At 36.5% G+C, this 15,128-nt stretch carries 13 protein-coding genes and 3 pseudogenes; all 16 read right to left on the bottom strand.

Translation table 11 applies throughout. The features are described 5' to 3' along the window. Window positions 1-31 precede the first annotated feature (31 nt). Window positions 32-967, bottom strand: coding sequence for a contractile injection system protein, VgrG/Pvc8 family (locus ABWU23_RS07185; RefSeq protein WP_213863737.1), 936 nt, complete (start codon window positions 965-967; stop codon window positions 32-34). Then, window positions 968-1,176, bottom strand: a pseudogene (locus ABWU23_RS07180) (tail protein X). After that, complete coding sequence (locus ABWU23_RS07175; protein WP_353270571.1) at window positions 1,173-1,529, bottom strand: phage tail protein; 357 nt, start codon at window positions 1,527-1,529, stop codon at window positions 1,173-1,175. Before ABWU23_RS07175 ends, ABWU23_RS07180 begins: the two are co-directional and overlap by 4 nt. Further along, window positions 1,529-3,793: a phage tail tape measure protein gene (locus ABWU23_RS07170; protein WP_353270570.1), complete on the bottom strand. Its 2,265-nt coding sequence runs from the start codon at window positions 3,791-3,793 to the stop codon at window positions 1,529-1,531. The genes ABWU23_RS07175 and ABWU23_RS07170 overlap by 1 nt, the downstream gene beginning before the upstream one ends. 115 nt (window positions 3,794-3,908) lie before the next feature. Then, window positions 3,909-4,163, bottom strand: coding sequence for a phage tail assembly protein (locus ABWU23_RS07165; protein ID WP_353270569.1), 255 nt, complete (start codon window positions 4,161-4,163; stop codon window positions 3,909-3,911). 88 nt (window positions 4,164-4,251) lie between these two features. Continuing rightward, window positions 4,252-4,758 carry a phage major tail tube protein gene (locus ABWU23_RS07160; RefSeq protein WP_353270568.1) on the bottom strand — a complete coding sequence of 169 codons (507 nt, stop codon included), beginning with the start codon at window positions 4,756-4,758 and terminating at the stop codon, window positions 4,252-4,254. A gap of 14 nt (window positions 4,759-4,772) precedes the next feature. Further along, on the bottom strand, window positions 4,773-5,930 hold the full coding sequence (locus tag ABWU23_RS07155; RefSeq protein WP_353270567.1) for a phage tail sheath C-terminal domain-containing protein: 1,158 nt from the start codon (window positions 5,928-5,930) through the stop codon (window positions 4,773-4,775). Window positions 5,931-5,945: 15 nt separating this feature from the next. Further along, window positions 5,946-6,503 (bottom strand): hypothetical protein, encoded by a 558-nt coding sequence (locus tag ABWU23_RS07150; RefSeq protein ID WP_353271022.1) that lies wholly within the window; start codon window positions 6,501-6,503, stop codon window positions 5,946-5,948. A gap of 22 nt (window positions 6,504-6,525) precedes the next feature. Next, a pseudogene (locus ABWU23_RS07145) lies at window positions 6,526-7,981 on the bottom strand (hypothetical protein). Continuing rightward, window positions 7,978-8,172: a hypothetical protein gene (locus ABWU23_RS07140; RefSeq protein ID WP_265022291.1), complete on the bottom strand. Its 195-nt coding sequence runs from the start codon at window positions 8,170-8,172 to the stop codon at window positions 7,978-7,980. Before ABWU23_RS07140 ends, ABWU23_RS07145 begins: the two are co-directional and overlap by 4 nt. Further along, a complete protein-coding gene (locus ABWU23_RS07135; protein ID WP_353270566.1) occupies window positions 8,172-9,164 on the bottom strand; it encodes a hypothetical protein in 993 nt (330 codons plus the stop codon). Before ABWU23_RS07135 ends, ABWU23_RS07140 begins: the two co-directional genes overlap by 1 nt. Before the next feature lie 128 nt (window positions 9,165-9,292). Beyond that, window positions 9,293-10,582 carry a group II intron reverse transcriptase/maturase gene (ltrA, locus tag ABWU23_RS07130; protein ID WP_353270565.1) on the bottom strand — a complete coding sequence of 430 codons (1,290 nt, stop codon included), beginning with the start codon at window positions 10,580-10,582 and terminating at the stop codon, window positions 9,293-9,295. 510 nt (window positions 10,583-11,092) lie between these two features. Then, window positions 11,093-11,344 (bottom strand): annotated as a pseudogene (locus tag ABWU23_RS07125) (hypothetical protein); the annotation flags it as partial. 11 nt (window positions 11,345-11,355) lie between these two features. After that, window positions 11,356-13,290, bottom strand: coding sequence for a DUF4815 domain-containing protein (locus ABWU23_RS07120; RefSeq protein WP_353271020.1), 1,935 nt, complete (start codon window positions 13,288-13,290; stop codon window positions 11,356-11,358). 1 nt (window position 13,291) lies between these two features. Then, window positions 13,292-13,792: a hypothetical protein gene (locus ABWU23_RS07115; RefSeq protein ID WP_353271019.1), complete on the bottom strand. Its 501-nt coding sequence runs from the start codon at window positions 13,790-13,792 to the stop codon at window positions 13,292-13,294. Beyond that, window positions 13,746-15,119, bottom strand: coding sequence for a hypothetical protein (locus tag ABWU23_RS07110; RefSeq protein WP_353271018.1), 1,374 nt, complete (start codon window positions 15,117-15,119; stop codon window positions 13,746-13,748). The genes ABWU23_RS07115 and ABWU23_RS07110 overlap by 47 nt, the downstream gene beginning before the upstream one ends. Between the last annotated feature and the right edge of the window lie 9 nt (window positions 15,120-15,128).

Here is a 15,128-nt window from a genome sequence, read left to right as displayed (position 1 = left end):
GAATAGACTATATACTTATTTTTCCTTAACGTTACTTACTCAAAGATGCTGATAACATAGTAAGGTAGCCTGAGCTATTTAGAGTATGCTCCGCTCTATTAACTATCCATTCACCATCTACCGCTTGGTTAAAGTCTATAAGATTAAGTTTAGCTTCTGCAAAAATTTGAGGATTACCAGGCATAGTTATATCTAAAGTTTCATTGTTACGCTTCAATTGTTTCAACTTGGCATTTGCTGCACTCAGCGCTGACTCTGCATTAGAGTAAAGTTCCAGCATAATATAACTTGGCTCGCTACTACCAACTGTTTCTTTAATAGTTTCGCCCTTTTCATAGCTGTGCCATTTTGCTACTACTGAATTATACTTATCACGTACGGTAAAATGCACTTTCCAATTAATTGTGTCTTGAGTTCTAATAGTCGTTGTTCCTAAAGCTTTTCCTGTGGCTGATTTTGCCATATTTTTTGAAATAAACAATATATACCCACCAGCTAATTTTGCCATTGCTTCACGCTCTGTTGCGATCTTTGTTAACAGACTTATATCACTTTCATCTGCCTGATTAATATGGGGTATCAATACATTCTTAAATTCCTCAGCGACTTTGTATCCATATCCATGTTTTTGAGCTATTTCTTTTACTAAGTTTTCTATGGTAATTTGGCGCCATTCTTTTGATACTTTTGCCTTCAAAGATATTCTTAAATTTGTTGCATGAGCTTTTATTAGTAGGGTCTTAGGTGGGCCTTGTATCGTAACTTCATTGACTGTATATACACCCATTGGAAAGATTCCCGTTTCCTTATAACCTAGTGCTATGTTCAATTCATTTGGAACTTCTACATTTTCATTGCCATAATCAACACATACCTCTGCGATATCATCTATAGTACCAGATTCATCAGTAAGATGCACCGATATTACATGATCTTTTATTCCTTCAATGCTAAATTCAGGTTTCATTTATTCCCACACTTTTAACTTCGATTTTTTTAATTGCTCTTGTATTCTAGGTAACCTGATCTTTAATCCTGCAGGCAAAAAACTTCCATACTCTGCAAGACCAGGATTAGCCTCAATACTATTTCTACTGCTCCAGAGCTATATCCATAGTGCTTAAAACATATGTAATCTAACATTTCATTTTCTCGGGTTATATAATGTACTGTCATACATAACTCCTTAAACTTAAGCTAAATTCAACCTTTTTTGGTAATCCACAGGGAAAATACGACGTTTGCTTTTCTTCCAACCGCACAATAACAAATCTTCCCAAAACATTCCCTAAATTGTCTACTAAGATACTTGGTTCATGATTTTTCTCAGTTTCTTTCATACTTTTTAATTGATTTAAATCATTCAGATTATGGAAATAAACTATTCCTTCTAAGTCTATATTTTCTGTACCTTGGCCAATATTTTGTAATGAAGGTATTTTACCAATACACTCAATTGTACTCCAACGATTTTCTTTACTATACCTTACACTTGTTGGAGAAAGCTTATGTTGACCAAGTGATAGCATTAGTAAATTGGTTCTATTGAATCAAATAGAACGTCTCGCGATTTTTCTCTTATTCTTTTTATCACTGCATCGGCAAGACTACGTACATCTTGGTTAGGTTCTGCTTTAATACTTATATTAAATGTAAAAGTTTGATTGAAAATTTTTTGTTCACACTTTTCACAGTCTTTTAAAACTTTCTCTGAATTATCTGCTACAGAACCTTTTTCTGTAATCACACTTTCAATATTCGTTCTACTATTCGAAATTCCACTAAAAGCATTATTATTTAATAAAGGATTTCCTTTACTAAAAACATTTCTATTTTCACTAGTTGCACTGCCTATTTTTGCTTCTACTGGTTTCTCTAATGCTTTTATTGGATTATCATTAAACAATTTTCCTATACCAATCCAATTTTCTATAGGTTTTGTAATTGATTTCCAGATACTTGAGAAAAAGTCCTTTACCTTTTGCCAATTAGCGATTACAAGTGCTGCACCAACTGATAGTCCAGCAATAGCAGCTCCTATAGGATTGGTTAGCGTTAAAGCTTTCAGTCCCATGATTACTGCTGGAATTACTCGTGCTGATAACGAAGTTAATACTGGCAAAAGTGTTCCATGCAAAATAGCATTAAAAGTTAATAGTCCACCTCCAGCCAATGCAAATGCATAACCAAAACCTACCACTGCAATCTTGCCAATAATAAGAGCTGAAATTATGCTCATAACTCCTGTAGTCAAAATTGGACACTTCTCTGCAAACCAAGCTATACCTGTAGATATAGACCTCAAAATCTTACTTATCCAATTTAAAGGAGGTAGCATAACTGACCCTAAGTTCATTCCTAGCTCTGCTATTGTATTTTTAAGTAGCTGCAAATTATTTGCTGTAGTACTTGCACGGTTATTAAATTCCTTTTGCATAGATTTATTATACTTTTCTTTATCAGTCACAAAACCTATTGCTTTTTTATATTCTTCCAAACTCCCAACTATCAATGCAATATCATCTTGATATTCTTGACCGAAGAGGTTGAGAAGAATTTGCGAACGTTCCTGTTTATCTATTTTCTCTAAAGTTTTAAAAAAGTAGAGTAATGCTTCTTGACCGTTTTGAGCAACTTTTTGTGACATCTCTTCTGCAGTTATTCCTATGGATTCCAATGCTGCTCTGAACTCTTTTCCCTGTCCTTCAGCAGTCTGAAGTTTACTAAGTAGAGCGTTTATTGCAGTTGCTGCTTTTGCTGGTTGTTTACCTAAACTAATGAAGGCATTTACTAAACTACTTGTTTCCTTAATATCAAGACCAAACTGTTTTGCAGTACCACCAACTATTGCTAGAGCTTCAACCATATCTTTTGCTTTGGCAGCAGTGTTATCTGATAGGTAATTTATAACATCACCAACTCCTTCCATCTTCTCTACTGCAATTCCATAAATGTTAGCGAGTTTAGCTATGGAATCACCAGCTTGTTCGGCAGACATGTCAAATGCTGTGGCCATTTTAGCTACTGTTGTGGTAAATTCAAGTAGCTTATCTTTGTCGATACCAAGCTGACCACCACTTGCAGCTATTTTTGCTAACTCTGCAGCCGATAATGGTATTTCACGGGATAATTTCTTCAATTTTCGAGTAAATATATTAGCTTCATTATCACCATTAAATTCTACTACTTTCCTAACGTCAGCCATGGCACTCTCAAAGTCAATCGCAACTTTAATTGGCGCTGCAAGTGAAAGCCCTAGTCCTATAGTCTCCATTACTTGTGATCTATAATGCGCTTTTTTTGCCAAAGCATTTTGCTGTTTTTGTATTACAGATCCTAATTTATTGTATTTCCCTTTGAGTACTTCAATAGATGAACCAAGTTTAGTTTGATCCCTCACTAAAGATTTAATATCCTTTCCACTTTTTCTTATTTCTTCATTTAATGTATGAAGTATATCTCTCTTTTTGATATAAGCCTCTTTTGCCTTTGATGCCGATGCTTTCAATTTTTCGAATTCATTTCTCAGTGCTTTGCTTGGTTCTTTTTTTTCCTTTTTTTCTTTAGCAATTGCTGCAGCTGATTCTTTTGCTTTCTTCTCCGCTTCCTTCCAATTCTTCATGGCTTCAAGGGCATCATGATTTAGTTGCTTAAATTTGGAAACAGATTTCATTGACGAATCAAGTTGCCTTATACTATCACCCAACTTAGAAAGCTTTGCTGCACTACCTGTCATTGCACTATTAAAACTGCCATCTAACGTTGCACCTATTTTTATTGAAAGCATTGACATTTTTTTGTTACTCCTTCACTTACTTCTAACCACTTTAGAAACTCTTTTGTACTCATATTAATAATTTGCTCAATTCCACTTCCTGTTGTTGAGCTAAGTTTTAAAATATTGAATCTTAACTCCTCTGTTCCAGCGGCGACAAAAAACCTTTTAGCACCTTCTGTATTTCTACATAATCTTTAATACATAAATCTTCAACTACTTCTTTTGGTACGGATGCTAGATTAGCAATTAAAGCTACTTCTTTCAAAGCTTCTCCTTCTATGCGTTCTATAGCCAGTAAATCTCTTACTTTAGGTTCACGCATCGATAATTCTGAGACAGAAATTCCATCAACTGTTATTGGGTTATTAAGTGTTATAGTTTCCATAAAATTCTCCTAAAAAATAAAATATTTTTACACTTTTAAAGTTATTTTAATATACTTCTCCTTAAAAAATAAAATTTCAAATAAGTTTTCATATTCCTAGAATCGTTTGCAGCAAGGCCATTTGATCAACACCATTTATCTTTCTAATCATATTTTCAGCGTCGATCTCTATCAGTTCATTACCACCTATCGTAAGTTTATAATAATGGGCAGCTACAGTGCATTTGAGAGTGGCTTTTTCAGCAGGTTTCCAGCTACCAAAATCAAATTCTTTGAATATGCCTCTGAGATTGATTACTACAGCTTCAATATCGTTACTACCACTCCCTTGCATTCCACCACGGAGCGTCAAAGAAACTGAATTCCCATTTATTAGACCAAATAGCCTAAACAGCTCTGTATCGTATTCAGAAAAAGTGAAATCTGCTTCAAGCTTCTCCATGCCCATATCAATATTTATTGGAATATCCATACCACCAGCTCTGTATTCTTCTGTTTTTATGGTAAGTTTTGGCAAGGTTACTTCATCTATTTTTCCTGCATAGCCACGACCATCAACAAATACGTTAAAATTCTTTAGGATCTTTGGTAACATCTCTCTTTCTCCTTTTACAATATTGCGCCACTCACAAGGTGTGACCTGAAAGTAATCTGTTCAGCTGGATATGGCGGTGTAAACTCAAAATCAAAATACACTTTTCCGCTTGCAATATTTGCCGGTGTATTGAGTTCGGGAGTTGCATAACATTTTCCGCTGATAATTGCTCCTTGTGCTTTTAAATTGGCCAAATAAGAATTCACCCCCTCAATCACATCATCTATATAAGTTTTAGTGATATTGCGATCAACTGCCCATAAATGAGCCCTAAGTAAACTATCGTTAATTAAATCTGCAGTCCTTCTCACTGACAAAAAAGCCCATTTTGAGTCATTTGAACATGTTCTATTTCCCCAAAGCCTATAGCCATTTTGATGAATTATCGTTGTTACTTCATTTTCATTCAAGTGGTTTGCTCTACAATTTGTATTACCGAGCGTAAAATCAATAGGCCTGCTTGTTCCAACAATACCGTTTATCTTTTTATTTGAAGGTGAATGCCAAAATCCTTGTTCGCTATCTACTTTTGCTATTAAACCAGCTACAAATGAACTTGGAGGGAGAATTTCTTCTTTTCCTTCAATAAGTACCTTAACCCATGGATCAACTACGTAAACTCTTGAGCTGCCTACACTTTTTCTCCATTTTATTGATTCTTCATCATTAGTATTTGGTCCATCTGCTACTATTATGCTTCTCAGCTTTTCTGCTATAGGAATTAATGCTGCAACTACTGGATTTTTGCCATCTTCTGGTAGTTGGTGAGTAAATTGAGGTGCAATTAATATTCTTGGAGCAATATGAACTATGCTTTCACTGCTTAAGAACGCTTGAATTCCCTGATATTCTCCAGTTTCTTCGTTAACTCCACCAATGACATTGCTGAGCGTCTCTTCTACTTTCTCCTCAACTCGAATAACTACTACTGTTGCACCAATTTGGGAAAAAATTGCATTAATAGCTGAAGGCAAAGTCCCAGATTGACCAAGTTTTGCTGCTTCTTTTAAGCTTCCTGCTATTAATATTGGTTTATTTAGTGGAAACTTTTGCCCGTCAGCATCAGGTGCAGTACCAATTACTCCAATTACCGATGATTTAGCTGTTCGTACTGTCCTCGCTCCTGAGGTAACCTCGATAACATTTACTCCATGTAGAAACTGTTCTGTCATTTCTTTTTCCCCTTTTCAACTTTCTTGCATTTTTTGTTTACAATTATCTAGCAAAGTTTGCAGCTCTTCCTTACTTTTAGCTTCACCGATTTCCCTTTCAGCTATATCCACCAATTCTTCGCACTTGATTATTGCTTTTTTCGCTCTTTTTGCTTTTTCCTGAATTATTCTTGCCATTTCTACTACTGAAATTCCTCGGACTTTTGCTAATGGCTCTATAATTTCTGCATCTTTTTTGTCTATAGATTCTGGTGCTGCTAAAATGTTCTCTGCGGCTTTTGCTTGTATTTCGTACGACTTAGACTTCTGATGAGAATATCCTGCGTATTGGTGAGTATAGTTATCATAATAAGCATGAAGATTAGAAAGTGCAGAAAACTTCGCATTTTGTAGTAACTCCAATTCAATATCTTCTTGATTCCGCTGAGCAATTTTGCCTCCTTCTGTTAAACAATAGCTTTTTTGCCAATCAAAATCTTCTGGTGCTTCATACCAATCATTTTCAGTTGGCTTGCTTTCAAGTGTTGTTGTCTCTACTTGTTTGTTATTTTCAAATCTAATATAAATTGGCATTGGTTTTCTCCGTTTTCTAGTATCAATTCCAAATTTTGTGGGTGGCATCTAATCCTGGACATTGCCAAGCTCTTAGCGTTCTCTCTACGTCCACCTCAAGTCCTGTGGTGAGAAAATTGCTACGTATGTTATAAATTCCCCCACTGGATAAATTGACCATAGTTGTGTACATAATTTGATGCAAGCATACCTTGACTAACTTGTGTTCTGGAATACAGGTAAGATGATGTGTAAAGTAATATTGCAACTGTTTTTCCTGCTGGAATCTCCACATTACCAGATCCAGCTAATTTGCTATCAGAACTCGTGTATTGGTAAACATTTTTCCACATTATTTTAGAGATTCTTGACTTACTGGAATTAGTATTATCTGGCGTTCCCACAAATAATCCTGCACCTCCATACTCCGTACTCGAATATGATGATCCAACAAATTCTATTGCTTTATTTATGTTCACATTGGTTGTATTTTTTACAAATACTACTCCAAGTGCAGCATATGGGTAATAGTATATCTCATCATAACTACCAGAAAAACTTTTTGTGCATAACTCTCCGTAAATAAATGTTCCTTTACTTCCCTCTATAAAACTTAGTTGTCTTGGCCGATAAAAACTAACGTAATCTGTATCGTATGTATGGCTACCTGCTAGTAGTTGTAACATATAGTCAGTTTTTGTTATATCACTACTCCACTTTCCAAGCTCTGTCATAAAAGTTCCGTGGCCAAAGTAATTATTTTTTCTTCCAAGTACACCAAATAAGAAAGGTAATGACCCTGATTCAACCATGTTGCGCTTTCTTATTTCATTTATAAGAGACGCTTTTAACTGTTCATCCCGAGTTTTTACCTCATTAGAGATGTTTTCAATTCGAGTTTCTATTTCTCCTATAATTGATGAGCCAGGTGGTACATTATTAACAGCACGAAAATCTTCTACTAAACCTTTAAGACCATCTTTATGACTGTTACTAATGCTATTTATTGCTGCAATATTGGCATTCTTTCTCGTATCAAGTAGCGATATGTGCGAATCTGATTATGCTTTTAAAGTATTTAAGGAATTATCCCTAAGCTTGTTGATTTCATTAACAGACTCTGTTTTTACTGCAGTTATTGCTGATATTGAGTTTGTTTTATTGCTGTTTATATCATTTAGGTGTTTTTTTGCACTATCAAGAAGTTCTTTTAGCTTACCATCAGTCATTTGCACAATTTCAGAAACCGCACTTTTGTCGACTATTGATTCCAATGCTTTAGCAAGATATGCTAATTGATCTGGTGTACTGTTTTCTACTAAATCCTTAAGCCTCTTTTGTAGTGCATCAATTATTCCTTTTACCTCAGTCATCTGCACAATGTCAGCAATAGCTTTTTTATCTGCTATCAATTCCAGCGATTTTGCAAGATATGCCAGTTGATCAGGTGTGCTATTTGCTGCTAAATCCTTTATTCTTTGGTATATTGCTTCTTTCATTCCCAAAAATTCAAAAAAGTTTCAAATCTAAATCGTTTAAAATTATTTTTTAGTTGATTATGCTCATCTTCTCTTTCGGTAATATCTTCATCTATTTTTTCTATAGCTCTTCGAATACGTACCACATCTTGAACTGCAATATTTTCTGGATGAGGCAGTGGATATTCTCGTTTGGTTTGGTCAACAGTCATTATGTGACAATCACTCTGAGATTTTTTACCTTAGGGCGATAAACAACTGTTCCACTTAAAACTAATTTTACCCTAGTCTCATTGCCATTAAAGTTTGTCAGCACATGAGTTCTCTCTACCCAATTTTCTCCAATTGGTTTTCCTGATGTTAAATTTACTAATTGCCAATCCACGTTTTTTTGTACATATGCTTTAACATCTGCAGTGCCAGGTATTAGCGCATCATAGGTAATTGTTATCTTAGTGTTAGCTCCTGCTGTAATGCTCCTAGTTACATAATCTCCTTTTTCCCCTATATTACCCATAACTAGCTGTAACCCAGGATATAGCACTGGACTTTTTTCTCGCCCTCCTTTTAGGCTTGCTTTTACCGTTAATTCTCCATTTATTCTTTCGCGCAGTGCAAGCGGCAAATTATCAGACAAAAAGTTTTCTCTTCCCTCTTCATCTGTTAAGATAAATTCTACATTGGTATCAAATGCTACTTTTTCAACGTTCGTCAAAACTATCAAATCCGATACATTATTCGCATTGACTTTGCCAAGATTAAAAAGGTGAAAAAGTTCGCTAAATTTTGCAGCTAGTAATCGAAAGGTAAGGTCTAAATTCTGATGTGGTGTCCAGGTACTTGCATTGCTTGATGAAAGTAATACTCCTACTTGATAAGGCTGACTCGTTACCCAACGGCTATTTACTGCATCATATTTGCCAAGCTCTGCTATTTTTACTGCAGTACCAGGATCATCAGTAAGTAGCACTATTGCATACTCTTGTTCTGCATGGCAAAACACTGGTGGCCATTCTATACGTGTTGCTGTTCCATCTATCTTTATATCTTTTGGCTCAATATAACTTTCAGCAATGACAGTCTGCGAGGGCATTCCCACTGCTGTTTCTCTAATCTGCACAACAACACGTTTTTTGCCGTTATTTAGTAGGGTCGAGAACTGGCGCGCCTCTTTAGGGTTTGGTGGCTGATCCATTATTTTCATGTTGGGCCTCAATCCAAAATTCCCATGTTTACGTTTCCAATTCCCGCCTCATCAAACGCAGCATGCGGATTTCCCGCACTACGCTTTCCTAGTAGATTCTTACCAAAGTTTATAACATATTGTGCTGGTTAGGCTTTCGGAACGTAATATCTTATTCTATAGTCCGAATATAGACCAAGGGTCTCATATATACATTCGCTACTCCACCTTTTCCAACCAAATCCTTTTGCTTTTCTGGCTTGCATCATATTGCGTCTTGTTTTCTTCTCTACCCACTGTTTAACGTAGCTGAAGCTTCGACTTGAGTTTCCTATTCTAAAGTAGTTTACCCACCCTCTCAATATCGGATTGATGATCTGAATCACTCTCCGTATTGGTTGCGATTTATAGTTACTGAATACCTTCTTCAACTTTTGAAGTAGGCTTGTTCGTGTTTTCATCTGTGGTGTTATCTGTACTCTCCACTTTCCTTGTTTTGTAATTTTCTTTCGAAAGTCAAATCCTAGAAAGCTGAATGTTTCTCCTCTCTTTAGATTGGCAATTTTTGTCTTTTCTTCATTTACACTTACTTCTAGTTTTGCTAATTCTTCTTGTAACCTTTTGTACACTAATTTCTCGAGCCATTCCCATCTCTGGTACCCATCTATCAGTATCACTAAATCGTCTGCCCATCTGGCGTATTCTATACGTTGATATTTTTCTTCCCTGGTCACCTCTTTTGCTCTCTCTAGCATTTTGTCTACCTCATTGAGGTATATATTGCTCAACAACGGTGAGATCGGCGACCCTTGCGCTATTCCTCGTTTTCCTCCTACCTTAAGGATTAGCTTGATCAAGTGCATGATTTCTTTATCATTTATTCTCTTGGCAATTTTCTCCATGAGAATATGATGTCGTACGTTATCAAAATAGGATTTCAGGTCTACATCAATACATTTTGTATTGCCTTTGATTGCTGCTTTCGCTACTCTGCTTACTGCTTCATGCGCTTTTCTCTTGGGTCTATATCCATATGATCCGTCCTGAAAGTCAGATTCATATATCGGTTCAATTATTAGCTTTAGTGCACTTTGCACTATTCTATCCCGGATGCAGGGTATGTTCAACGTTCTGAGTTTTCCCCCAACTTTTGGTATTTCCTTTCTCCGGTTCCTATTTGGGCTATAGGTTTTGGTTATTAGTTCATGTCTTATTTGCTGAAGATACTTTTCTAAGCCTTCTGCCTCTATCGATTTGAATGTTACCCCATCAATTCCTGGTGCCCCATTGCTTTTCTTTGTTAGCTTATATGCTTCTTCTAGTGTCTCCATCTTGCAGACGTGTACATATATTCCCCAGAATCGCCATTCCGGTTCTGCTTTCGCTTTGATATATATCTTTCTTCTCAGGTCTTGTAATTTTATTGGCATTTTTGTCATTTTTACCTTTACCTTCCTTTTGTTAAAAGATCTCTACTAGTAGGGTGCCTTTGCTCCATGGGCGTTACCCCATTTCTTCGCTACTACACACCCATCCGCCACCCTTTCATCTTCGGTTCATTTCCTGTTTTCCAGTTATAGAACCTACCACTCCAAGGTTTTTCTCCTTGGGATGAGGAGGGTTTCTCCAGTTGCTTTATATGTCCTTATTACCATGCTGCCACTATCACCCCGCTAAAGTAGGTATGCTGTATCATTCGTGTTTCAGCCTCCTATATTGCTTTCGCCCTGGTTTGGTGGGCTCGGCCTTTAGTACTTAGAGTTTTTCGGGGCCACCCATGTGTTCGTTTTCACTGCGGCCTGGTAATTCGCCATTATCCTACGATAACGTTGTCGGTAGGCTTCAACATTTTGGTTTCCCTCCACATTGCTACCCTAGCTACAGGACTCCGACTTTTATCCTGGTGGGTCTGACTCCCACTGAACATCTTCACCTTCTCTGGACACACCAAACCATAACTCTAGACCTCCTATGTGTCTGCTCTCATTTAAAGTAAATGTTTGTGCTAAAGGATCAACTCTTCTTGCTGCGATAACTCTTCTTCTTTCTTCTATAGTAATAGTTTTTTTACCAGTATAAGTTGCCTCTCCATAGCTTCCTTTATCCCCATAAAACTGTACTAATTTAGTACCTGCTGGAATGTTTGCTGGTACTTTCACCTTTCCCTTTAATTTTCCCTGGTTGTTAGCTCTTTTTTCCACTTTTTTTTCCTCTATGCCATAGGTATAATAGAAATGCCATCAAATTTTATTTCCTTAAGCTTTTCATCTGGCTCAAAACCTTCAATTTCAAAATTCTGTACTGCTTCTCTCATAAATTCAGTTTCGTATGAAGTACTTGACAGCAGCTCTGTCGTTTCTTTAGCATTAAATACTCTGGTTACTGGACTTTTCCAATTTGTTTTTACCTCCGTCCAGTGATCAATGTTTTTATTTAGAGTAATTTGTGCCGGGACTGGATCAAAAGCTTGATATGGATTAATCTTTTCTCCTTTAGTCTGTAAAAGCTGCTCCAGTACCGGTTCAAGTTCATATGGCAAAAGATATCTTTCCCCAACTTTTTCAATATCTGCAACTTCTACATCTATTGGCAGAACTAGCTCTCTATTTACTATTGCTGCAGACTGCGAAATTCCTTGATTGCGCATATCATCATCAAAGAACGGATCTACAAATACCCCTTTTTTGGTGGTAGGTTCTCTTGAATTTGCATCACTGCGTAAACCTTCCTCTGCAACCAGCGCATAAAGATCATTTATTCCTTTTTTCATTGCTTCAAGCTCATTCATCGGTACAGCATGAATAGCATTATTCACTATTTTTACCCCTTCTTTTTCCCCGTTTTTCCACGTTTGGTGAATGTAGCAGAGCAAAAGTTGTCCACTAGGTGCTTTAGGCATCGATGGTCGCCAAGGGTGAGAAATTCCTTTTATTCTTCTTACCACTCCTTTGATATCGATAGTAATTAAATCAAAGCGGGGCATTTTCCAGGTGTAATCAACTAAAACCAAGCTATTATCAACTGCTCCTTTTACTTTACATCCCTTTTCATTTATATCTTCAGGGCTCACATGAGTACGACAGCGATAAGTTATTTGATAACTACTCCCAGGTGCTGGTTCTTTGCCAGGTAATGACCAATCAATGTTTCCTGCGTTTAGTTTATAATCTGCACTATTTTCATAAATAACGTCTCCTTGTTTAACTTGAATAATCTCAAGTACCGCAGAGTCAGGTATTGGATCAACAGCTCCTGAGTATGAACCGTGAGTAACAGTAATGGTTTTTTGAACAGTGATATCTACTTTTTTGATTTCACTTATTAGAAAATCATTAACCTTCAGTTCCATTACTCTTTGGCTATTTGGCTGAAAAGTATGTGGTTCTGATTCAACTGATTTTATATCCGGATCTTCATCAAAAGAAACACGAATACTGTGAGGAAGTTCAATCTCATAGCCATCAACATGAGCTTTGCCCTCATTAATCACAAATATTTCTCCCCCTTTTTCGTCCCTTTGCAAAAACATCACTTCAAGGCCATTTACTACGTAGGAACCATTGGCTTCTTTGTCATAACGAGCAAGAGCTGTGGTTACTATGTTTGCTTGTGGAGGTGGTGAGTGCTGAATGAGAACTCCATTTTCAATGTTATAAATTGGATAAAATTCTCCATCAGTGGTGGAAAAACGTGGAGAAAGACCTTCTGCTTGATAACCCCAAATGGTGGAAACTTTAAGTCTTGCTGCCCCTACTTCTTGATAATTACGCGTACCAACTGCAGGATCACGAAGATTCTCATCCTCTAATTCTGTAATAGTGGATAGGGCGAAAAAAACACCGATGCGAACTGTGGTATTCAGTGGAATAATAAATCTTTTTCCCCCTACTTTTCTCACCGCTCCACGAAGATAGATTTTTCCCGATTCAAGTGTGACTTCGCCGGTTTCCCCATCTATGATACAATTGCTTCCTGTTATAACATCACCATCACGAAATATCGCATCTCCTATGCCTTTGAGCTTGAAAAGAGCATACTCTTGAGTCTCGTTTAATTCTGCTGACTGTAAACCCCTTCCTGCCAGGAATAAGCTTTTTTCGTACTCTTTGTCAGGATCAAAGCGATTGTAATAGCCGTTTAAACTCATGTTACTTCCAATTGACTTCAGCCTTATAAGGGATTATCACCGTAATCTCCTCTATTTTATTCGCATTAGTTGCTTTAATGACCCAATCATTCTCCAGCTGAGTTACAGTGACTTTATGAGTATCCTTATCCCAAACGTTATTACCCAGTTTTATATTTACCTCACTCCCATCTGCTATTTTTGGTACGAGATAAACACCGTTTAAATCAATTTCTGGATTTTTGATTCGAGTCGAAAAAGAGGGTTTAAACTTAAACTCTCCTGATTGTTTAAATCTTTGCCACTTTTCTTGATCTACCTCACTTAACTTCACTGCCAACATGTCGTAATAGTACTTTAGCTTCGGCAGAGCTTTTACTTTGTTACTTAACTCTTTTCCTCCGTTAAATGCAGTATAATCAAGATGTATAATCACATCAGAAACTTTTTCAGTATTTTGTAGCTCTAAAATCCAATCAGATACCGCCCCCTGTACCTTCAAATGGTAGATAACGTTCATCATTGAAGTTTAATTCAAATAATCCACTATCTGCTTGGTTTCCTTTTGATATTGCTATCTGTTGACCTGTTTTCCAATTTACCCTTATCGACTCATTTGATTCATCACTTTCACCAAGTAATGATTTTATTGCCTCAATGTCAGGTTTAAGTACTACTCTATTGCCTGTTTGCTGCAAAGTAGCATGAATATCCTGATAAGGAGCAACTTCTTCTCTAATAGTAATCCTTATACTCTTGATCTTACGGCAATAATGACCTGGAAAATCAAGGTCAAACATCTTTTCTGTTAATGCAAACTTACAGCTTCCTTTTGTTTTTAAGTCATTGATTGCAATAGGACTTAGAGGTATTGTTTTAGTAATCTCCAGAGCTCTTTCATTATTATCAAGATACTCTTTAGCCATTTGCTCAAGAGCAAACTTCAAGCTATGACCTGCAAGTAATCCTTCTTTTAAGCTGTTCCAAGAGCTTGCTGTAACAAATACTCTATCGTTATTCAACTCATACTGATAAGTTTTTTCCATCTGTTTTACCATTTCTAAAGCCATCTTATAAGCTTGGAAATAAATCACAGCTATTTGCCCTTTCATCCAGTTATAGAGCTCTTTACTTGTAAATTTACTTTCAAAGAATTCTCTTTTTTCCTGGTTTTGCTTGATTGACTCTTGATGTGCTTTTAATTCTTGCTCAGCAATAGCTTGGTTAATTTGATTAGCCTCTATTGTATGATTAATCTGCTTCACATCACAGGTAGCTAACTTTTTCTGTAAATCCCAATCCTCATCACGTCTTTGATAACTTGCTATAATGTTGCATAATTCAGCACCATCTCTCATATTATCTGCTAAGGCACTGACAGATTCTGCTCCTGCTTCTACGGAAAAACCGGGATGAAAACCGCCATTAGAAAAGCCAAATATTGTAGGTGTCCAATGAGTTAACGCTGCAGCTCCAAATGTACCAGAAGCTCCAAGTCTTGTTGCAATTGCTCCAGAACGCAAAGTTACTCCTGTTAATTCAAGAGCTGATAAACCATGGAGTAATCCACTGAGAATTGGTAAATCAGAAAATACACCAGAACTAATTAATTTTTCATAATGCGATCTACGCTCCTCAGCATTATTTAAACTTGCACTTAGTGCATCTTGTTCTTTCTTTAAAGCTTCTATGGTCCTTTCTTTAATCGATGAGATTAAATTACTGGTTATCCCTTCTTGTTTATTGTAAAAAATAGTTAATGATTCAGCATCTCTCTTTTCCAAAACATCAAGTAACTCTGAGCCAAATTGCATCACAGTTTCAACTATTGATTTTGCATAACTCACCATCTGACTGAA

The organism is Wolbachia endosymbiont (group A) of Hedychridium roseum (genome assembly GCF_964028325.1).
Classification (GTDB): domain Bacteria; phylum Pseudomonadota; class Alphaproteobacteria; order Rickettsiales; family Anaplasmataceae; genus Wolbachia.
The sequence above is the reverse complement of the archived record's forward strand: the minus strand, read 5'-3'. Positions and strand labels throughout refer to the sequence as shown.